General features: G+C 73.3%; 18 protein-coding genes. 9 read left to right on the top strand and 9 right to left on the bottom strand.

From position 1 onward, the window contains the following. Window positions 1-2,184 (bottom strand): RNA polymerase recycling motor ATPase HelR, encoded by a 2,184-nt coding sequence (helR, locus tag OG295_RS17780; RefSeq protein ID WP_371677749.1) that lies wholly within the window; start codon window positions 2,182-2,184, stop codon window positions 1-3. Window positions 2,185-2,454: 270 nt separating this feature from the next. On the opposite strand from helR, the gene OG295_RS17775 reads away from it, so the two are divergent. Further along, window positions 2,455-3,852 carry a serine hydrolase domain-containing protein gene (locus OG295_RS17775; RefSeq protein ID WP_371677748.1) on the top strand — a complete coding sequence of 466 codons (1,398 nt, stop codon included), beginning with the start codon at window positions 2,455-2,457 and terminating at the stop codon, window positions 3,850-3,852. Window positions 3,853-3,917: 65 nt separating this feature from the next. Here the strand turns inward: OG295_RS17775 and OG295_RS17770 are convergent, their stop codons facing one another. Next, on the bottom strand, window positions 3,918-4,286 hold the full coding sequence (locus tag OG295_RS17770) for a hypothetical protein (protein WP_356210917.1): 369 nt from the start codon (window positions 4,284-4,286) through the stop codon (window positions 3,918-3,920). 263 nt (window positions 4,287-4,549) lie between these two features. Between OG295_RS17770 and OG295_RS17765 the strand changes: the two genes are divergently transcribed. Further along, window positions 4,550-5,779, top strand: coding sequence for a hypothetical protein (locus tag OG295_RS17765; RefSeq protein ID WP_371677747.1), 1,230 nt, complete (start codon window positions 4,550-4,552; stop codon window positions 5,777-5,779). A 10-nt stretch (window positions 5,780-5,789) separates the two neighbouring features. On the opposite strand, the gene OG295_RS17760 is transcribed toward OG295_RS17765, so the two are convergent. Both OG295_RS17760 and OG295_RS17755 read right to left on the bottom strand, forming a co-directional pair. Beyond that, window positions 5,790-6,665, bottom strand: coding sequence for a YhjD/YihY/BrkB family envelope integrity protein (locus tag OG295_RS17760; RefSeq protein ID WP_371677746.1), 876 nt, complete (start codon window positions 6,663-6,665; stop codon window positions 5,790-5,792). Window positions 6,666-6,811: 146 nt separating this feature from the next. Beyond that, window positions 6,812-7,240 (bottom strand): hypothetical protein, encoded by a 429-nt coding sequence (locus tag OG295_RS17755; RefSeq protein WP_371677745.1) that lies wholly within the window; start codon window positions 7,238-7,240, stop codon window positions 6,812-6,814. A gap of 200 nt (window positions 7,241-7,440) precedes the next feature. Between OG295_RS17755 and OG295_RS17750 the strand changes: the two genes are divergently transcribed. After that, window positions 7,441-8,340, top strand: a complete 900-nt coding sequence (locus tag OG295_RS17750; RefSeq protein ID WP_371677744.1) for a sigma-70 family RNA polymerase sigma factor — start codon at window positions 7,441-7,443, stop codon at window positions 8,338-8,340. A 46-nt stretch (window positions 8,341-8,386) separates the two neighbouring features. On the opposite strand, the gene OG295_RS17745 is transcribed toward OG295_RS17750, so the two are convergent. After that, window positions 8,387-9,430 carry an aldo/keto reductase gene (locus OG295_RS17745; RefSeq protein ID WP_371677743.1) on the bottom strand — a complete coding sequence of 348 codons (1,044 nt, stop codon included), beginning with the start codon at window positions 9,428-9,430 and terminating at the stop codon, window positions 8,387-8,389. A gap of 99 nt (window positions 9,431-9,529) precedes the next feature. Between OG295_RS17745 and OG295_RS17740 the strand changes: the two genes are divergently transcribed. Then, complete coding sequence (locus OG295_RS17740; protein WP_371677742.1) at window positions 9,530-10,183, top strand: TetR/AcrR family transcriptional regulator; 654 nt, start codon at window positions 9,530-9,532, stop codon at window positions 10,181-10,183. 72 nt (window positions 10,184-10,255) lie between these two features. Here OG295_RS17740 and OG295_RS17735 read toward each other — a convergent pair whose 3' ends face one another. Both OG295_RS17735 and OG295_RS17730 read right to left on the bottom strand, forming a co-directional pair. Next, window positions 10,256-10,648, bottom strand: a complete 393-nt coding sequence (locus OG295_RS17735; RefSeq protein WP_371677741.1) for a molybdopterin-binding protein — start codon at window positions 10,646-10,648, stop codon at window positions 10,256-10,258. A 69-nt stretch (window positions 10,649-10,717) separates the two neighbouring features. Beyond that, the gene (locus OG295_RS17730; RefSeq protein WP_371677740.1) at window positions 10,718-11,713 is read right to left on the bottom strand and encodes a DUF5937 family protein; all 996 of its coding nucleotides are present in this window, start codon (window positions 11,711-11,713) and stop codon (window positions 10,718-10,720) included. A 376-nt stretch (window positions 11,714-12,089) separates the two neighbouring features. Here OG295_RS17730 and OG295_RS17725 point away from each other — a divergent pair, with 376 nt between their 5' ends. Further along, on the top strand, window positions 12,090-12,983 hold the full coding sequence (locus tag OG295_RS17725) for a SigB/SigF/SigG family RNA polymerase sigma factor (protein ID WP_371677739.1): 894 nt from the start codon (window positions 12,090-12,092) through the stop codon (window positions 12,981-12,983). A gap of 51 nt (window positions 12,984-13,034) precedes the next feature. Here OG295_RS17725 and OG295_RS17720 read toward each other — a convergent pair whose 3' ends face one another. Beyond that, entirely contained in the window at window positions 13,035-13,472 is a 438-nt protein-coding gene (locus OG295_RS17720) for an ATP-binding protein (protein WP_371677738.1), read from the bottom strand. Window positions 13,473-13,791: 319 nt separating this feature from the next. Between OG295_RS17720 and OG295_RS17715 the strand changes: the two genes are divergently transcribed. After that, window positions 13,792-15,144: an aspartate aminotransferase family protein gene (locus OG295_RS17715; RefSeq protein ID WP_371677737.1), complete on the top strand. Its 1,353-nt coding sequence runs from the start codon at window positions 13,792-13,794 to the stop codon at window positions 15,142-15,144. A 263-nt stretch (window positions 15,145-15,407) separates the two neighbouring features. Then, entirely contained in the window at window positions 15,408-16,325 is a 918-nt protein-coding gene (gene pucL / locus OG295_RS17710) for a factor-independent urate hydroxylase (protein WP_371677736.1), read from the top strand. Window positions 16,326-16,388: 63 nt separating this feature from the next. Here pucL and OG295_RS17705 read toward each other — a convergent pair whose 3' ends face one another. Next, window positions 16,389-16,868 (bottom strand): histidine phosphatase family protein, encoded by a 480-nt coding sequence (locus OG295_RS17705; RefSeq protein ID WP_371677735.1) that lies wholly within the window; start codon window positions 16,866-16,868, stop codon window positions 16,389-16,391. A 243-nt stretch (window positions 16,869-17,111) separates the two neighbouring features. On the opposite strand from OG295_RS17705, the gene OG295_RS17700 reads away from it, so the two are divergent. Both OG295_RS17700 and OG295_RS17695 read left to right on the top strand, forming a co-directional pair. Then, entirely contained in the window at window positions 17,112-17,327 is a 216-nt protein-coding gene (locus OG295_RS17700; protein ID WP_371677734.1) for a CbtB-domain containing protein, read from the top strand. A gap of 217 nt (window positions 17,328-17,544) precedes the next feature. After that, window positions 17,545-18,297, top strand: a complete 753-nt coding sequence (locus OG295_RS17695) for a CbtA family protein (protein WP_371677733.1) — start codon at window positions 17,545-17,547, stop codon at window positions 18,295-18,297. Window positions 18,298-18,304: the final 7 nt, after the last annotated feature.

Genomic DNA, 18,304 nt, shown 5'->3' with positions numbered 1-18,304 from the left:
TCAGGAAGAGGTGAGGACGACCAGGCGCTGGGTGGCGCGGGTCATGGCCACGTAGCGGTTCACGGCGCCTTCGACGCCCTCGCCGAAGGCGGCCGGGTCGATGAGGACGACCAGGTCGAATTCGAGTCCCTTCGAGAGTTCCGGGGTCAGGGAGCGGACGCGGGAGCTCGCCGGGAGGGCTCCCTCGGCGAGGTCCTCGGCGGTGATGACGCAGGCGACCCCTTCGGCGTGTTCGGCGAGCCACGCGTCGAGGACCTCGCGCAGGTCGGTGACCGGGCCGTGGACGACGGGGATGCCGCTGCCGCGGATCGAGGACGGCACGTTGGCGTCCGGGAGCGCGGCGCGGATGACCGGCTCGGCTTCGGCCATGATCTCCTCCGGGGTGCGGTAGTTGACGCTCAGGGAGGCCAGCTCGATCCGGTCGAGGCCGACCCGCTCCAGGCGTTCCCGCCACGACTCCGTGAACCCGCGCCGGTCCTGGGCCCGGTCCCCGACGATCGTGAAGCTCCGGGACGGGCAGCGGAGCAGCAGCATCTGCCACTCGGCGTCGGTCAGCTCCTGGGCCTCGTCCACGACGATGTGCGCGAACGGACCGGCGAGGGGTTCGGGGTCGGCGGCGGGCAGGGCGCTCTCGTCGATGAGGCTGTCCTGGAGGTCCCGGCCGCGCAGCATCGTCACCGCGCCCTCGCCGTCGTCGTCGGCGGCGAGGACGTTGTCGATGACCCCGGCCAGGCGTTCGCGTTGGGCGGCGACGGAGGCGTCGTGCCGGCGCTTGCGCAGGGACGCCCCCGGGTCGCCGAGGCGTCGGCGCGCCGCGTCCAGGAGCGGCAGGTCGGACACCGTCCAGGCACGGGCGTCGGCGCGACGCAGCGTGCGGACGTCGTCCGGGCCGAGCCAGGGGGCGCACAGGCGCAGGTAGGCGGGGACCGACCAGAGGTCCCCGACGAGGTCGGCCGCGTCGAGCATCGGCCACGCGCGGTCGAGGGCCTCGACCAGTTCCTCGTCCCGCAGGAGCGACCCGCGCAGCGTTTCGTGCGGGACCTCGCCGCCGAGCCGCTCGCCCAGGATCGTGACGAGTTCCTCCAGGATCAGCTCGCGGGCCTCGTTGTGCGGGGTGCCGCGTCCGGCGTCGAACGCGTCGGCCCAGTCGTCGGCGCTCAGCCGGAGGTCGGCCCAGTCGGTGGTGACCGTCATCCCCTCGGTGGGCGGCTCCTCGTAGAACGCGACGGCCCTCTCGATCGCCTTCACCATGTCCGCGGACGCCTTCAGGCGGGCCGCGTCCGGGTCGGTCTCGGCCCCGGCGCCGGCCCCCTCCTCGACGAGGTCGCGCAGGGTGCAGGTCCGCACGCCCTCCTCGCCGAGGCTGGGCAGGACGTCTTCCACGTAGGCCAGGTAGGGACGGTGCGGGCCGACGAACAGCACGCCGCCGCGCCGGTGGCCGAGCCGCGGGTCGGAGTAGAGGAGGTGGGCGGTCCGGTGCAGGGCGACGACGGTCTTGCCCGTGCCCGGACCGCCGTCGACGACGAGGGCGCCGCGGGAGCCGGCCCGGATGATGGCGTCCTGGTCGGCCTGGATGGTGGTGAGGACGTCCCGCATCCGGGCGGACCGGTTGGCGCCGAGGCCGGCGATGAAGGCCGACTGGTCGTCGAGCGCGGCGCGCCCTTCGAGCCCGTCGGCGGTGAAGACCTCGTCCCAGTAGTCGCTGATCCGGCCGCGGGTCCAGCGGTACCTGCGCCGGCTGGCGAGGCCCATCGGGTTGGCGTGGGTCGCGGCGAAGAACGGCTCGGCGGCGGGCGAGCGCCAGTCGAGGAGCAGCCGGCGGCCGGTGCTGTCGGTGAGGCCGAGCCGCCCGATGTAGACGGGTTCGGAGCCGTCCGCGCCGACGACGTGTCCCAGGCACAGGTCCCGACCGAAGCGACGCAGGGTGCGCAGGCGGCCCGTGAGGCGGTGGATCTCCGTGTCCCGCTCCATCGCCTCCCGGCCGGCGCCTCCGGGTGCCTTGCGCAGGGCGGCGAGGCGGTCGGTGAGTTCGGCGATCGCCTCGTCGAGCGTCTCCGTGACGGCCGCGAAGTGCTGCTCGTCGCCGGCGGTCAACGCCGGGTCGGCCTTGGCGGCGAGGTGCTCGGGAAGGTCGAACGCACTGGTGGTCGCGCTGGTGGTCGCACTGAGGGTCAGGGGGTGCATGCTCTCCTGTTTCCGCTGTTCCCGGCCGGTCGTGGCCTCGGTCGGCGATTCTGACCGACGACCGGGGCCTTGCCGCAAGCCCCCCGGTGCGCTATACGTTGAGAGTGGCGGGGAGTTGATGGCTCCTGCGCCCTGCGCGTCGATGGCTCCCCGGTGTACGGCCGGGTCGAGGAGATCGTCGCCCACCGGTATCGACGGCGCCCTGACGATGGCGATCAATAGGTGTTGGTAAAATAGGGTGGTTTATCCCTTTTGGGATGGGATTTCGGTATGAGGACCCTCGCCTCGCGGACCACCCGGGCCCGCCGTGCGGCCCTGCTGGCGCCGTGCGCCGCCGGGCTGCTGGTCCTGGGGTGCGCCCTGCCGCCGGAGGCCGTCGCGGCTCCCGCCTCCGCGGCGTACGGCCCCGCCGCCCCGGCCCGCACGGCCCCGGCCCGCACCGCCGCCCCGCTGCCGCCGACACCGACACCGACACCGACACCGACGCCGGCACCGGCACCGGCCCTCAAGACCATCGATCCGGCCGCGTTCCGCTCCGCCGTGGAGCGTGCGGCGAAGCAGCTCATGGTCCCCGGCGCGGTGGTCCTGCTCCGGACCCCGCAGGGCACCTTCCGGGCGCTCGTCGGTACGACCGAACTGGGCAAGGACCGGCCGCCCACCACGGGCGACCGCTTCCGGATCGCCTCCAACACCAAGACCATGACCGCGGCGCTGATCGCCCTCCTCGCCCAGGACGGGAAGCTCCGGCTGGACGACCCGGTGTCCGCCTGGGTCGACGGCGTCCCGAACGGTGACCACATCACCCTCGCCCAACTGCTGACGATGCGCAGCGGGCTCTACAACTACACCGACGCGCCGGAGCTTTCGGCCTCCCTGGACGCCGAGCCCGCGAAGGCCCGGACCCCGCGCCAGATGCTGGACATCGCCTTCCGCCACCCGCCGGACTTCGCGCCCGGCACCTCGTACGAGTACAGCAACACCAACTACGCGCTCCTGGGCCTGGTCGCCGAGAAGGCGGGCGGCCGGCCCCTGCAACGGCAGTTCCACGACCGGCTGTTCGTCCCGTTCGGTCTCCGGGCCACCTCACTGCCCGCCGCCGGCGACGTGTCCCTGCCCGCCCCCTCCGCGCACGGCTACATGTACGGCGGGACGGAGTACGCCCTGGTCGACCAGCCGTATCCCGCCGACCTGCGGGCGGCGGCCCGGTCCGGGAAGCTCCGGCCGACGGACTACACCCACCAGAACCCCTCGTACGCCAACGCCGCCGGAGGTGCCGTCTCCACCGCCGACGACCTGGCCACCTGGATCCGGGCCCTCGTGCGGGGCGGGGTCCTGGACGCCGCGTCGCAGCGGCAGTGGCGCGACAGCCTGCGGGCGGAGGACCCGGCCGCGCCCGGAGGGCAGGAGTACGGGTACGGCATCGCGCACCAGAGGTTCGGCCCGAAGGCGGGGATGTACTACCACGGCGGTGAACTCCCCGGCTTCAACTCCTTCATGGGCCACGATCCGGACAACGACGTCACCCTCGTGATCTGGACGAACCTGACCCTGTCGCCCGACGGCCGCACCACCGCCAACGCCCTGGTGCCGACCGTCCTCGACCAGGTCTACGCCGGCCTCTCCCTCCCCACCGCCCCGCCCGCGCAGCCCCCTCCCGCCACGTCCTGACGCACGGACGGGGCCCCACCGCAGCGTGCCGGCGGGGCCCCGTCCGTGTGCTGTGCGGGAGCGGCTCAGCTGTCGGAGTAGCTGAAGTCGCCGACGGTCCAGGCGCCTACGTCCTCGATCGCGACGCGGTACATGCCGCCCGTCTCGGGGATGCCCACGGTGCCCTGGAGGATGCGGGCGACGTGGAAGTGCAGATGGGTGGGTGGGCCGTCCGTGGCCGTGGGACCCGCGGGACCCGTGAAGGCGGCGGAGAACTCGGTCAGCCGGGCCGAGTCCGTCAGGACCTCCGCCACGCGCTGCCTCCAGACGGCTTCGGGGGCCAGCCGGCCGGTGATGACGCCACCCCCGGTGACCACGGTCAGGGACATCTGATTGCTCTGCGCGGACTCCACCAGGGCGGCGATGTCCACGAGCAGCTGGTCGGGCTTCGACATGGAAGCCGATTGTATTCACCGACCCCGCGCCGTACGCTGCCGAATCCGGACGGAGCCACCACCCGGTGGGCGCAACCCGGGGTGCGACCACGGTCCGCAGGGCCGTCAATGGACGCGAGAGGCGCCGTGCCTCCCCCGTCCCCGGGAGGGCCATGAGTCAGCCGTCCGAGCCGCCCCCGCCCTCACCCCGGGCCCCGGCCGCGGCTCCCCCTCCTCCCCCGCCGTCGCGGGGGCGCAGGATCGCCGCGAGCACCGCGTCGGCCGTGCTGATCACGCTCGCCTGCCTCCTCGTACCGGTGTCCCTCCTGACCGTCTGGGTGCACGACATCGTGCTGGACACCAACCGCTACGTGTCCACGGTCGCCCCGCTGGCCTCGAACCCGGCGGTCGAGGCCGCCGCCGTCCACCGCATCACGGAGGCGGCCGACGTACGGATCGACGGCTCGCAGGTCACCGCGGACCTGGCCAAGTGGCTGGAGTCCCAGGGCCTGCCGCCGCGCGTCGGTACGGCGGTCAAGTCGCTGGGCCCCCAGCTGGACTCGGCCGCCGACCAGGCCGTCTCCAAGGTGGCGAGCCGCTTCGTGTCGAGCCGGGCGTTCGACAAGGTCTGGACCCAGGCCAACCGGGTCGCCCACCAGTCCGTCGTGCACGCGCTGACGGGCAAGGGCCGCGGCGCGATCGGCGTCGAGGGCGGCACCGTCACCCTCGACGTCGGCGAGGCCGTCGAGACGGTCAAGCAGGACCTCGTCAAGGCGGGGCTCTCCCCGGCCGAGAAGATCCCCGACGTCAAAAAGCAGATGGTGCTCTTCCACTCGGACGAGCTGCAGAAGATCCGGGGCGGTGTCCGGCTCCTCGACATCGCCGGCAACTGGCTTCCCGTGATCACCGTGGTCCTCGCGGCGGCCGGGGTGCTGCTCGCCCGGCGCCGCCGCCGGGCCCTGGTGGTCATGGCGCTGTGCGGGGCGGGCGCCTGCCTGCTCGTCGCCATCGGGCTGGTCATCGCCCGCCGCTACTACCTCGACCACCTCCCGGAGCAGGTCCAGTCCCGGGACGCCGCCGCGGCGATCTTCGACACGCTGGTGCGGTTCCTGCGGGTCAGCCTGCGGACCGCGCTCGTCCTCGGGATCGTCATCGCGCTCGGCGCCTACCTGTCCGGCGCCGGCCGGCTGCCGCGGGCCGTCCGCGGCGGCGCCGAGCGCCGGGCCGACTCCACCGTGCGCTGGGGCGCCGCCCACGGGGTGACGGCGGGCGGCGCGGGCGGCTGGGTGGAAGCCCGGCGGCGCCCGCTCACGGTGGGCGTGCTGATCGTGCTGGCGCTGGTGTTCGCGCTGTGGAACCACCCGACGGTGCTCACGGTCCTGCTGCTGGTGCTCATCCTGCTGGTCGCCCTCGCCGTCCTCGCGCTGCTCGCGGCGGGCGGCCGCGCCGGGAACGGGGCGGGGGCCGGCGGCCGGGAACCCGGTACCGGGAGCCCCGGGCACGGGGACCGGTAGCCGTACGCCGTCACGCCGCGGCCGGCCCCGACGCCTTCGTCGGGGCCGGCCGCGGCGGGGTGCGCAGCCAGCGGGCGAGCGGGGGCTCGTGCGCGGCCACGTAGCCGACGGCGATGGCGAGGGTGATCACGACGAACAGCGTGATCAGCCAGGACAGCACGACGAAGACCGACCCCAGGGCGCCGAACTCCTGCATGCTGCGGTTCAGGGTGCGGGGCATGTAGACCCGCGACGCCAGGGTCAGCACCTGTTCCCCCACCCCCGCCAGCAGGGCCCCGGGTAGCAGCGGCAGCCACGGGATCCGGGCTCCGAGCAGCAGGTGCTGGGTCCACCACCACAGCAGCGTGCCGCTCACCACCGCCAGGGCGAAACCGGTGACCGCGCCGGTGCCGAAGGCGTTCTGCAACGGCCCCTGGAACAGCAGCGCGGCGAGCCAGACGGTGAGCCAGGCGATCCAGCGCCAGGCCGCCACGGCGGCCTTGGCCTTGGGCAGGTGCCAGGAGCGCTCGCAGGTCCGCTGGAGGGCGCGGCTGCAGGCGGTGGCCGATGCCAGCGTCACGATGATGCCCACGGCGCCGGTGGTCGTGGCGGTGGTGGGGTCCTTGGCGGAGTAGACCGAGAGGACCTGGTCCAGGGCGGCGTCCTGGAGGCCCATGGCCGCGCGGAGGGAGTGGGTCAGCTGGTCCTGCATCCAGTCCGGACCGACGGTGCCGATGACGAAGAGGGCGGGCAGCCCGCCGAGGAAGGCCTGTGCGGCCAGCCGGGTGGCGCAGTCCAGCACCCTGACGGCGGCGAGCTGCTCGATCAGCCGGGTCAGCACCGGGGTGTGCTTGCGCATCCAGCCGGGGATGGCGAACAGCCGGGGCCCGGCTTCCGGTTCGGGCACGGAGGACTCCTCATGGGGCACGGGAGCACCACCATGCCCGAGAACCGCGGCGAAATCGGAGATGTCACGCATTTCGCCGACGCGCCACCGCCCGGTGGGGCCTCCCCGGAAACGGGGGCCCCACCGGGCGGGCGGGTGTCACCGGGTCAGCACTTGAGCCGGGTCGAGGCGGCCGCCACCGCCTGGTCGAGGTTCTGGATCTGCGGCTGGAGCTGAGTGAGCGCGTCCTTGCCGGTGGTGTCCCCGGGCAGGTCCTGGTAGCCCTTCTTGAGGCCCTCGGCGGCCGACTTCACGGCCTCCTGCTCCGACTGCTTCATCTTCTGCGTGTTGCTCTTGACGTTTTCCCAGTCCTTCTGCACCGCGTCGATGGCGCTCTGGACCTGGTCCTTGGTCGACACGGCGGGGTTCAGGGCCTTCAGCTTGGCGTTGTCGGCCTTGAGGGCGTTCAGGTCGGTGCAGAGGTCCGCGGAGGCCTGGCTGGCCTCCTCGGCCGGCGAGCTGCTGTTGTCGGAACAGGCCGCGAGGCCGAACGCCGCGGTAACGCAGAGCGCGCCGATCACGGGGAAACGCTTCATGGGTGAGGCCTTCCTCAAAGGGGGCAGATCAACGCAGTCACGACCTATGACCACAGGTGTCAAAATAAACGCATCCACCACCTTCTGCATCCGCACCGTCACGGTCCGCGTCCACCCGCGGAGCCCTTTTACGCCGCCCGCCCGCCGTGGCGGTTACGGTCCTCCAGGCAGTGGAGGAACGCGGCACGGGGATGGGGCAGATGAACGGGAACGACCTTCTGGCCGAGCGGTTCGACGCGCACCGGGCGCACCTGCGGGCGGTGGCCTACCGGATGCTGGGCTCGCTGGGCGACGCCGAGGACGCCGTGCAGGAGACCTGGCTCAAGCTGAACCGCTCCGACGTCGGCGCCGTGGCCAACCTGGGCGGCTGGCTCACCACGGTGACCGGGCGGGTCTGCCTGGACATGCTGCGGGCCCGCGCCACCCGCCGCGAGCAGCCGCTGGAAGACGGGAACGGCCCCGTCCGGCTGCCCGACCCGGTGGTCAGCGGTCCCGACCGGGTCGATCCCGAGCAGGAGGTGCTCGTCGCGGACTCGGTCGGCCTCGCCCTGATGGTCGTACTGGAGACCCTCGCGCCCGCCGAACGGCTGGCCTTCGTCCTGCACGACCTGTTCGGGGTGCCCTTCGAGGAGATCGCGCCCGTCCTCGGCCGGACCGCGGCCGGCACGCGCCAGCTCGCCAGCCGGGCCCGGCGCCGCGTCCAGGGCGCGGCCCCGGCCCCCGACACGGACCTCGCCCGCCGCCGGGAGGTCGTCGACGCCTTCCTCGCCGCCGCGCGCGGCGGGGACCTCGACGCCCTGGTGGCCCTGCTCGACCCGGACGTCGTGGCCCGGTCCGACGGCGGCACGCTGCGGCCGGGAGTGCTGCGCCGGGGTGCGGTGAACGTGGCCTCGCAGGCCATCCTGTTCGCCCGGTTCGCCGAAGCCGCGCACCCCGCACTGGTCAACGGAACACCGGGCGTGGTGGCGGTGGCCGCGGACGGCACCCCGCTCTCGGTCATGTCGTTCACCGTCCGGGGCGGCGTGATCACCGCGCTGGACATCCTCACCGACCCCGAGCGCCTCGCGCGGATCGACCTGGGGCCGGTCCTGGGCGGCTGAGCCGGCCACCCGGGGCCGAAACCGGGCCGGGTCGGGGCCGGGCGGGTCAGTTCCCCTTGACCAGCGACGGGTTGAGGCGGGCGAAGCCCTCCTGGCGCTCGTAGGGGTAGTACGGGTACGGGGCCGGACGGTGGCTCGCGGCGTCGAGCCGGGCCACCTGGTCCGGCGTCAGCTCCCAGCCGACGGCGCCGATGTTCTGGCGGAGCTGCTCCTCGTTGCGGGCGCCCACGATGACGGAGGAGACGGTGGGCCGGCGCAGCAGCCAGTTGATGGCCACCTGCGGGATCGTCCGGCCGGTCTCCTCCGCGATGCCGTCGAGGGCGTCGACCACGTCGTAGAGGTGCTCGTCCTCGACCGGCGGGCCGTAGTCGGCGGTCCGGTGGAGGCGGCTGCCTTCCGGCAGCGGGAGGCCGCGGCGCAGCCTGCCGGTGAGCCGGCCCCAGCCGAGGGGGCTCCACACCATCGCGCCGACGCCCTGATCGTGGCCGAGGGGCATCAGCTCCCACTCGTAGTCGCGGCCGACGAGGGAGTAGTAGACCTGGTGGGCGGCGTAGCGGGGGAATCCGTGCCGCTCGGCGGCCGCGAGGGACTTCATCAGCTGCCAGCCCGCGAAGTTGGAGACGCCGACGTGGCGGATCTTCCCGGCCCGCACGAGCCCGTCCAGGGCGGAGAGCACCTCCTCGACGGGGGTGGCGGCGTCGAAGGCGTGCAGCTGGAAGAGGTCGATGTGGTCGGTGTCGAGGCGGCGCAGGGCGTCCTCGGTCGCGCGGACCAGGCGGGGGCCGGAGGTGCCGGCGTCCCCGGGGCCGTCGCCCATGGGCAGTCCGGCCTTGGTGGACAGCAGCACCCGGTCCCGGCGGCCCTTGACCGCCCGGCCGAGCACCTCCTCGGAGGCGCCCGCGGAGTAGACGTCGGCCGTGTCGAACAGGGTGATGCCCGCCTCCAGGCAGATGTCCACGAGGCGGCGGGCCTCCCGCGCGTCCGTCGTGCCCCACGCGCCGAAGAGCGGCCCCCGGCCCCCGAAGGTTCCCGCTCCGAAGCTCAGGGCGGGGACCTTGAGACCGGACGTGCCCAGCTGCCTGTATTCCATGACGCATCCCCCGACTCGAAAGCGGTAATGGCACCGCAGACCCTTTAAGGTGGTCCCAACGTAACAGGAGATCGCCACTAATGGAACGGGAGCCCCGTTATGGAGTTTTCTGATGAGGCCGCCCCCACGGCGGGGGACCCGGCGGAGCCGGGGACCGTCCGTCCCGGCGGGCGTACGGCGCGGGTGCGCGCGGCGGTGCTCCGGGCGGCCGGCGACACCCTCGCCGAGCAGGGCTTCCACCGGCTGGACCTGGCCGAGATCGCCCGTCGCGCCGACGTGGGGAAGACCACCGTGTACCGGCGCTGGGGCACGGTGGCCGGGCTGGTCGCGGACCTGCTGACGGACATGGCCGAGCAGTCGGCGCCGCGCACCGAGACGGGATCGCTGACCGAGGACCTGCTCGCCAACGCGGAGCTCGTCCGGCGCACCCTGACCGACCCGCGTCAGGGTGCCCTGTTCAAGGCCGTGATCGCCGCCGCCACCGGCGACGCGCGCACCGCCGAGGCCCTGTACCGCTTCTACGAGGTCCGGGTCGCGGAATGGGCGCCCTGCGTGCGGCAGGCCGTCGAGCGGGGGGAGCTCCCGGAGGGGACCGACTCCGCCGAGGTGGTCCGCGCCGTGTCCGCACCGCTGTACTACCGCTTCCTCACCACCGGGGAGCCGCTGGACGGGGCCGCGGCCGCGCGCGCGGCGCGGGCCGCCGTCGCCGCGGCCCGCGCGGGGGCCTTCGTACGGGAACCGGAGCACGGCTGACCCGTGCCCGGGGCCCCGCCCGGACCGGCGGGGGCGGCCCGGAGCCCCGGGGCCTCAGGTGCCTCAGGTGCCTCAGGTGCGGTCGATGAACACGCTGGTGGACTTCACCCGGGCGGTGGCCCGCATGCCGACCTCCAGGCCCAGCTCCTCCACCGCCTCCCGGGTCAGCAGGGACACCACCCGGTGCGGGCCCGCCTGGACCTCCACCTGCGCCCCGACCGAGCCCAGCTTGATGGCGGTCACGATGCCGGGGAAGGCGTTGCGCGCCGAGGTGTACGGGGTGTCCTCGTCCTCCCCGGCCTCCTGGGCGACCTCGACGCAGAACGCCGCGAGGTCGGGCCCGTCGACGATCCTGCGGTTCCCCTCGCGCCGGGTGGGGAACCGGTCGGCGTCCGCCCAGCGGCGGGCGGTGTCACTGCTGACGCCGAGCAGCCGCGCTGCCTGGCCGATGGTGTAGGACTCCATGCGGGCAGCCTAAGTCAGTCCCGTGCCCTCGGTCCCGTGCCCTCGGTCCCGTGCCCTCGGTCCGTGTCCTCAGGCCGTGAGCAGGGCGTCTGCGATGGCGGTGCGGGCGTAGAGCACCGAGCGGCCCGCGCGGTGCGCCGTGACCAGTCCCGCGTTGCGCAGTGCCGTCAGGTGCTGGGAGACCCCCGCGGCGGACAGGCCGCAGTGGCGGGCCAGCTGGGTGGTCGACGCCGGGCTGTCCAGCTCCGCCAGCAGCAGCGCGCGGGAGCGGCCCAGTACGCCGGCCACCGCATCGGCGGAGGCGGCGGCGCGGGGCTCCCACAGGGTGCCGACGCCCCGGGCCGGATAGGCCAGCTGGGGCGGGTCCGGGGCCACCGACCGGGTCAGGACGCGGGGCCAGGCGAAGGCCGCCGGCACCAGCAGCAGCCCCGGTCCCGCCTGCTCCCGGGTCAGCCCGCACTCGCAGCGCGGCAGGTGCAGGGTGCCCTCGTCCCAGTGGACCGAGTCGTGCAGCTCGTTGAGGACGGCGGCGGATCCGTGCTCGGCGACCTGGCGGGCCCGGTGGAAGACGTCCGCCTCCAGCAGCTGGCGGATCCGCGCCCAGTAGGGCGCCAGTGCGAGCTCCCAGTACGTCTCGATCTCCGCCGTGACCTTCTCCAGCGCCGGCTGCGGCTCCTCCCGGAGCAGCCGCAGCCGGGGCGAGGGGTCGGGACCGTACCCGCCCGGGCGGGTGCGCAGCAGGTCGTCGACGTCGGCCCGGACCTGCTCGGGGCGGCTCGCGCGGATGGCAGCCAGCTCGGCGCCGAGGGTGGGGAAGGGGCCTTGCGGGGTCGGGTTGAGGAAGTCCGCCAGGTAGCCGCGCGCCGGGATCAGCTCGTCCAGCCAGCCGCCCCGCAGCCCCGCGCACCGCATCCGGGGCCGCACCTGCGCGGCCCAGCGCCGGTGCAGGGAACCCCCGGCCGGATGCTTCAGCAGCCGGAAGCTGGTGACGACCTCCCACATCGGGGAGACCGCGAAGCGCGTCCGGGCCAGGTCCGCCGCCGAAAAGGTCAGTCCCGTCGCCATGTCCCCGCCCCCGCAGCTCCGTTGGATTCGGTCTGAGCTTAATCAGTGGGCCGGGCGGACGCGGGGACGCAGGCTCCTCCCGTGCCCTCCGCCTTCCGCGGGGAGGGTGCCGCCGAGGGGACGCACGAGACCGGCGCGAGCCGCGTACGGGGGGCAACAGGGGAGCCCCCCGCACGCGGCCCGCGCCCTTCCCGTACGCCCTCTTCGGCCGGCCGGCGCGTGGGAACGGCTGCGGGCGCGGGCGGCACCGGCCGGACCGTGGAAGATCCGCAGGGGTATCACCCGTTTGGAGAGGGTATATCCATGAGGACGGTCGCGACCGCGCAGGACGACGGCCTCCCCCGGGGGGAGCCCTTCGTGAGAGGAGCGCAGACCGATGAACCCCACCGACACCGACCTCACCGACCTCCGCCTCACCGGCCACGGGGACCACACCGATGTCGCCACCGGCGAGGCGAAGGCGCTCTCGGTCTCCCTCTTCCACAGGCTGGCCGAGCTCGAAGAGGGCACGGCGGAGTACTCGTACGTCCGCAACACCCTGGTCGAGCTGAACCTGAGCCTGGTGAAGTTCGCCGCCCGCCGGTTCCGCGGGCGCAGCGAGCCGATGGACGACATCGTCCAGGTCGGCACGATCGGACTGATCAAGGCCATCAACCGGTTCGACCCGGAGCGCGGGGTGGAGTTCACCACCTTCGCCATGCCCACGATCAGCGGAGAGATCAAGCGGTTCTTCCGCGACACCAGCTGGGCGGTGAAGGTCCCCCGCAGGCTCCAGGAGCTGCGGATCGACACGGCGAAGGCCCACGACGCCCTCGAACAGGGCCTCGGCCGCGAGCCCACCGACGCCGAGCTGGCACGGAAGCTGAACGTCACGCCGGAGGAGTTCGGCGAGGGCCGCAAGGCCGCCTGCGCCTACTCCGCGCGCTCGCTGGACGCCCCGGCCCAGGACGACCCGGAGCGCGACCCGCAGACCGACCGGTCCTCGCTGGGCGCGGAGGAGTCGGCGTACGAACTGATCGAGTGCCTGGAGTCCCTCAAGCCGATGCTGGCCGGGCTGCCGGAGCGGGAGCGGACACTGCTGGCGCTGCGGTTCGGGCAGGAGCTGACCCAGTCCGAGATCGGGGAGCGGCTGGGGCTGTCCCAGATGCACGTGTCCCGGCTGCTGCACCGCACCCTGACGCGGCTGCGCGGCGGTCTCCTCGCCGACGCGGCACCCGAGGCCGCGTCCGGGACACCCCGGGCCGCGTCCGAGGCTCCCGGCGCCACCTGACCCGGGCCGCCCGCGGGCTCCCGGCGCCGCCTGACCCGGGCCGCCCCGCGCCTACGCCTCCGGCCCCGACGGGGGTGGGGCCGGGGGCGCGGCCGGGGCCGCGGGGCCCGTAACCTCCAGCCACACCGTCTTGCCCGGCGGGGCCGGTACGCAGCCCCACCCCCGGGCGAGCCGCTGCAGCAGGATCAGGCCGTGCCCGCCCGGCCGGGCCCGGTCCGGCGGCCGCGGGGCCGGCGGTTCGGGGCTGTCGTCGGTGACCTCCACGCGCAGCAGGCCGGGGGCGTGCCGCAGGACCAGCTCGCGCGGGCCGCCCGCGTGCAGGCAGGCGTTGGTCACCACCTCGGAGACCAGCAGGAGCACGTCCTCCTCGGCCTCGGCTCCGGCGGGCCAGTGCCAGTCGGCGAGGGCACGCCGGGTGAAGTCCCGGCAGCGGGTCACGACACCCGTCGTGCCACCGCCCAGGACCAGCTTCCGCGTCTGCTCGGCCACAGGCTCTCCCGTCTCCGCCGCCCGTCCCCCGGCGCCGCACCTACCCCCGAGGGCGACGGCCAAATCCCACCATGCCGTGGCCGGATCTCCATGCACGACGGGGCCCTGTTCGGTGGCCCCCGCTGTCGCGGGGGCCACCGAACAGGGCCCCACCATGAGTTTTCCGCCGTTCTCCCCCGTGGAGCGGCCGGTGACGGCGACGCTATGACGACGGCCGGAACCCGTCGAGCGGCGCAGCCCCCGTACGTCAAGTCACCCCTCGGCCACGCCGCCGCGGAGGCACCCCCGGGTCCACATCCTGGACAACTACCCTCGATATATGAACTCAGAAGCCGCCGACGCCCTCGCCGCCGTGAAAGACGCCGACCGGAAGCACGTTTTCCATTCCTGGTCGGCGCAGGAGCTCATCGACCCGCTGGCCGTCGCCGGCGCCGAGGGCTCGTACTTCTGGGACTACGAGGGCAACCGTTTCCTCGATTTTTCGAGTGCGCTCGTCTACACGAACATCGGGTACCAGCACCCCAAGGTCGCGGCCGCGATCGCCGAGCAGGCCGCCCGGCTGTGCACGGTCGCGCCCGGTTTCGCCGTCGACGTCCGCTCCGAGGCCGCCCGGCTGATCGCCGAGCGCACCCCCGGCGACCTGGACAAGATCTTCTTCACGAACGCGGGCGCCGAGGCGGTCGAGAACGCCGTCCGGATGGCCCGGCTGCACACCGGCCGGCCCAAGGTGATGTCCGCGTACCGCTCGTACCACGGCGCGACCTCCACCGCGATCAACCTCACCGGTGACGCCCGCCGCTTCGGCAACGACACCGCCACCGCCGGCGTCGTGCACTTCTGGGGCCCGTTCCTCTACCGCTCGCCCTTCCACGCGACGACCGAGGCCGAGGAGTGCGAGCGCGCCCTGCGCCACCTGGAGGACACGATCGTCTTCGAGGGCCCGCAGTCCATCGCCGCGATCATCCTGGAGACCGTCGGCGGCGCCCCGGGCGTGCTCGTGCCCCCGGCCGGCTACCTGGCGGGCGTGCGCGCGCTCTGCGACCGCTACGGCATCGTCTTCATCCTCGACGAGGTCATGGTCGGCTTCGGGCGCACCGGCACCTGGTTCGCCGCCGACCACTGGGACGTCACCCCCGACCTGATCTGCTTCGCCAAGGGCATCACCAGCGGCTACGTACCGCTCGGCGGGGTCGCCATCTCCGCCGCGATCGCCGAGACCTTCGCCCGCCGCCCCTACCCGGGCGGGCTGACCTACTCCGGGCACGTGCTGGCCTGCGCCGCCGCCGTCGCGACGGTCAACACGATGGAGGAGGAGGACATCGTCGGCCGGTCCGCCCGCACCGGCGCCGAACTGCTGGGACCGGGCCTGCGCGAGATCGCCGCGCGCCACCCCTCGGTCGGGGAGGTCCGCGGACTGGGCACCTTCTGGGCGCTGGAACTCGTACGGGACCCGGACACCCGCGAGCCGCTCGTCCCGTACAACGCCTCCGGCGCCGACAACGCGCCCATGGCGGCCTTCGGGGCGGCCCTGAAGAAGGGCGGCCTGTGGCCGCTCCTCGCCGGGAACCGGATGCACGTCGCCCCGCCCTGCAACGTCTCCGCCGAGGACGTGGCCAAGGGCTTGGCCGTCCTCGACGAGGCCCTCTCGGTCGCCGACGCGCACATGGCCTGACCTGCGGGTCTGTACGGTCGCCCAATCCGTGGGCGCTGGTGTTCGGAGGATCCGTGCGGTGGTCAACCCGCCGTACACATGCTGCAATCCGTGCAGTACTACTCAGCACCTACGGACCGGGATGCACGTCAGTCCCGGGGCGGCCCCCAGCGGCCGAACGGCGGGGAGCGGCACGTCTTCAGTCGGGACGCGCGCTGGACGCCGGGCGTACGGGATCCAGACCAATCGGACTCCGTGTTCCCGAGTACCCGAAGGAAGACAGCATGAGCAAGCACGTCCTGGGCCAGAACCAGTACGGCAAGGCCGAGAACCGCATCGTGAAGGTGACCCGCAAGGGCAGCGACGGTTCCTGGAGCGAGATCCGCGACCTCAACGTCTCGGTCGCGCTCCGCGGTGAGTTCCGCGACGTCCACCTGACCGGCGACAACGCCAACTGCCTGCCGACGGACACCACCAAGAACACGGTGTACGCCTTCGGCAAGGAACACGGCATCGACTCGCCCGAGGCCTTCGGCATCCTCCTCGCCAAGCACTTCGTCTCCTCCCAGCAGCCGATCCGCGAGGCGCAGATCCGCATCGAGGAGTACGCCTGGGACCGGATCCCGGTCCCGACGCGCAAGGAGCAGCACTCCTTCGTCCGCAAGGGCCAGGAGGTGCGCACCGCGCAGATCACCTACAGCGAGACCACCGGTCTCCAGGTCATCTCCGGCCTGAAGGACCTGACGGTGATGAACTCGACCAACTCCGAGTTCCACGGCTACATCAAGGACAGGTACACGACCCTCCAGGAGGCGTACGACCGCATCCTGGCGACCAAGGTCACCTCCCGCTGGGCGCACTCGGCGCTGGCCGCCGACGACGCGGACTTCGACTGGGACCAGTCGTACAAGAAGGTCCGCAAGCACATGCTCGAAGCCTTCGCGGAGACCTACTCCTACTCGCTCCAGCAGACCCTGAACCAGATGGCCGAGCGCGTCCTCGACAACTGCCCCAAGGTCAACGAGGTGCGCCTCAACCTTCCCAACAAGCACCACTTCCTCGTCGACCTGGAGCCCTTCGGGCTGAAGAACGACAACGAGGTGTACTTCGCGGCGGACCGGCCGTACGGCCTGATCGAGGGCACCATCCACCGCGACGGCGTGCAGCCGGTGATCGCCACCTCCGACTGGATCGTCGCGTAACACCGCTGCCCCGCAGCGCCGTTCGGCCCGGACCGCGTCGCGGGGTCCGGGCCGTCGTGCCGTTCACTCCCCGGCCGGGCGGCCCACCAGGAGGTTCCAGCGTCCTGCCCGGCCGCTGAGGGTGGTCACGGTCTCCGGCCGCACGTCGAGCCGCCAGAAGGCCGGCGCCGGCAGCTCCAGGGCCCACACCACCGCGGCCCGTACGACGGCCTGCGCGACCACCGCGTGGTGCGGACCGGGCGGCAGCGCGGCCAGGTGCGCGCCGGTCCGGGCGATCAGCGCGGCCACGGACTCCCCGCCGCCCGGGGGCGCGTACTGCGGATCGGTGAGCCAGGCGCGGATCCCGCCCGGGTCCTCGGCCGCGACCTCCTCCAGGGTCCGGCCCGCCCAGTCCCCGGTCGCCGGGCCGGCCAGACCGGCGTGGCCGGGGCACGGGTCCCCGTACCCGAACCGGCCCTGACGGGCGGCGGAGTCGAGCGGGGGCGTGGTCAGGTGCAGCCGTACGGGTGGACTCGGCGGGGCCTGGGCTGTCGTCTCGGGCATGGGAGGGAGCGTAGAGCGCGCGCCCAGGGCGTGAGACGGCGGACATGCGCCGTGGTGTTCAGGCCACGGGCGCGGTACGGTCTCGGACGACATGACGAAGGTATGACGGAAGTACCGGTGAGATTCCGGCACGGTCGCGCCACTGTGAATCCTCCCGCAGCAGTGTGGGCAGGGAAGTCAGACCCGCCACCTTCGTCAAGAGCACCACTGACCGGGACGCGTGTTCCCTCTGGAGGTCCTGCCATGGCCCACTCCGCCGTGCCCACGTCGGCGCCCGTAGCCGTCACCCCCCTGTCCCTGAAGGAACTGGCCCCCTGGGCGCTGTTCGTCGGCGTCCTCATGCTGGTCCTGCTGTACCTCGTCGGCGCCGAACAGGGTGCCACCGCGGTCTTCCAGGGCGACACCGTCCACGAGTGGATGCACGACGGCCGTCACCTGCTCGGTTTCCCCTGCCACTGACCGGCTGATCCCCGGTCCACGCGCCGCCGGGAACTCCCCCGCGCGCGGCGCCGGTACGGCTCTGCGCAGGGCCCGTCAACCGGGCGGCTCCCCTGCGTGACTCCGCGGGGCACGCACCCGCGGAGCGCCGTACGGCCCGCGTGCCGCTTCCGCCTGCCCTGTGGACCCCGGAGATCCCCGCTCCCCCCCTCTCCGCTGCAGCAAGGGAAACCGACGCATGAACCGCATCTCCCCACGTGTCCTGCTGATCCGGGGCATGCTGGCCGGCCTGCTCGCCGGTGTGGCCGCCTTCCTCGTCGCGTACGTCCTCGGCGAGTCCAAGGTGGACGCGGCCATCGCCATCGAGGAAGCCGCCTCCGCCGGGCACGACCACGCCGAGGACGCCCCGGTCAGCCGGGCCCTGCAGGCCACGGCCGGCCTCGGCACCGGCACCCTCCTCTACGGCGTCGCGCTCGGCGGCATCGCCGCGCTCGTCTTCTGCTACGCACTGGGCCGGCTCGGCCGCTTCGGCCCGCGGGCCACCGCCGCGCTGGTCTCCGGGGGCCTGTTCCTCACCGTGAACCTGGTCCCGTTCCTCAAGTACCCGGCCAACCCGCCGGCCGTGGGCGACCCCGACACCGTCGTCCGGCGGACCACCCTGTTCGTCCTGATGATCGCCCTGAGCCTGCTGCTCGCGGCGGGTGCCCTGATCCTGGGGCGGCGCCTGGCCCCCTCCCTGGGCAACTGGAACGCCTCGACCGTCGCCTCGCTGTCCTTCGTCGTGGCGGTGGGCATCGCCTACGCCCTGCTCCCCGGCATCAACGAGGTGCCAGCCGACTTCCCGGCCGCGCTGATCTGGCAGTTCCGCCTCGCCTCGCTGGGCATCCAGGCGGCCCTGTGGACGACTTTCGGCCTGGCCTTCGGATTTCTAGCCGAACGCGCTATTGCCCCGGCCGCCGCACCCCAGGAGGCTGTACAGCCGATGAGTTGAGCACGAC

Source organism: Streptomyces sp. NBC_01276 (assembly GCF_041435355.1).
GTDB lineage: Bacteria > Actinomycetota > Actinomycetes > Streptomycetales > Streptomycetaceae > Streptomyces.
The sequence above is the reverse complement of the archived record's forward strand: the minus strand, read 5'-3'. Positions and strand labels throughout refer to the sequence as shown.

Coding starts and splice junctions, on each gene's coding strand:
- helR (WP_371677749.1), bottom strand. CDS start 2,184: ATGCACCCCCTGACCCTCAGTGCGACCACCAGCGCGACCACCAGTGCG.
- OG295_RS17725 (WP_371677739.1), top strand. CDS start 12,090: ATGAACCCCACCGACACCGACCTCACCGACCTCCGCCTCACCGGCCAC.
- OG295_RS17705 (WP_371677735.1), bottom strand. CDS start 16,868: ATGCCCGAGACGACAGCCCAGGCCCCGCCGAGTCCACCCGTACGGCTG.
- OG295_RS17745 (WP_371677743.1), bottom strand. CDS start 9,430: ATGGAATACAGGCAGCTGGGCACGTCCGGTCTCAAGGTCCCCGCCCTG.
- OG295_RS17740 (WP_371677742.1), top strand. CDS start 9,530: ATGGAGTTTTCTGATGAGGCCGCCCCCACGGCGGGGGACCCGGCGGAG.
- OG295_RS17695 (WP_371677733.1), top strand. CDS start 17,545: ATGAACCGCATCTCCCCACGTGTCCTGCTGATCCGGGGCATGCTGGCC.
- OG295_RS17750 (WP_371677744.1), top strand. CDS start 7,441: ATGAACGGGAACGACCTTCTGGCCGAGCGGTTCGACGCGCACCGGGCG.
- OG295_RS17755 (WP_371677745.1), bottom strand. CDS start 7,240: ATGAAGCGTTTCCCCGTGATCGGCGCGCTCTGCGTTACCGCGGCGTTC.
- OG295_RS17700 (WP_371677734.1), top strand. CDS start 17,112: ATGGCCCACTCCGCCGTGCCCACGTCGGCGCCCGTAGCCGTCACCCCC.
- OG295_RS17715 (WP_371677737.1), top strand. CDS start 13,792: ATGAACTCAGAAGCCGCCGACGCCCTCGCCGCCGTGAAAGACGCCGAC.
- OG295_RS17775 (WP_371677748.1), top strand. CDS start 2,455: ATGAGGACCCTCGCCTCGCGGACCACCCGGGCCCGCCGTGCGGCCCTG.
- OG295_RS17735 (WP_371677741.1), bottom strand. CDS start 10,648: ATGGAGTCCTACACCATCGGCCAGGCAGCGCGGCTGCTCGGCGTCAGC.
- pucL (WP_371677736.1), top strand. CDS start 15,408: ATGAGCAAGCACGTCCTGGGCCAGAACCAGTACGGCAAGGCCGAGAAC.
- OG295_RS17730 (WP_371677740.1), bottom strand. CDS start 11,713: ATGGCGACGGGACTGACCTTTTCGGCGGCGGACCTGGCCCGGACGCGC.
- OG295_RS17770 (WP_356210917.1), bottom strand. CDS start 4,286: ATGTCGAAGCCCGACCAGCTGCTCGTGGACATCGCCGCCCTGGTGGAG.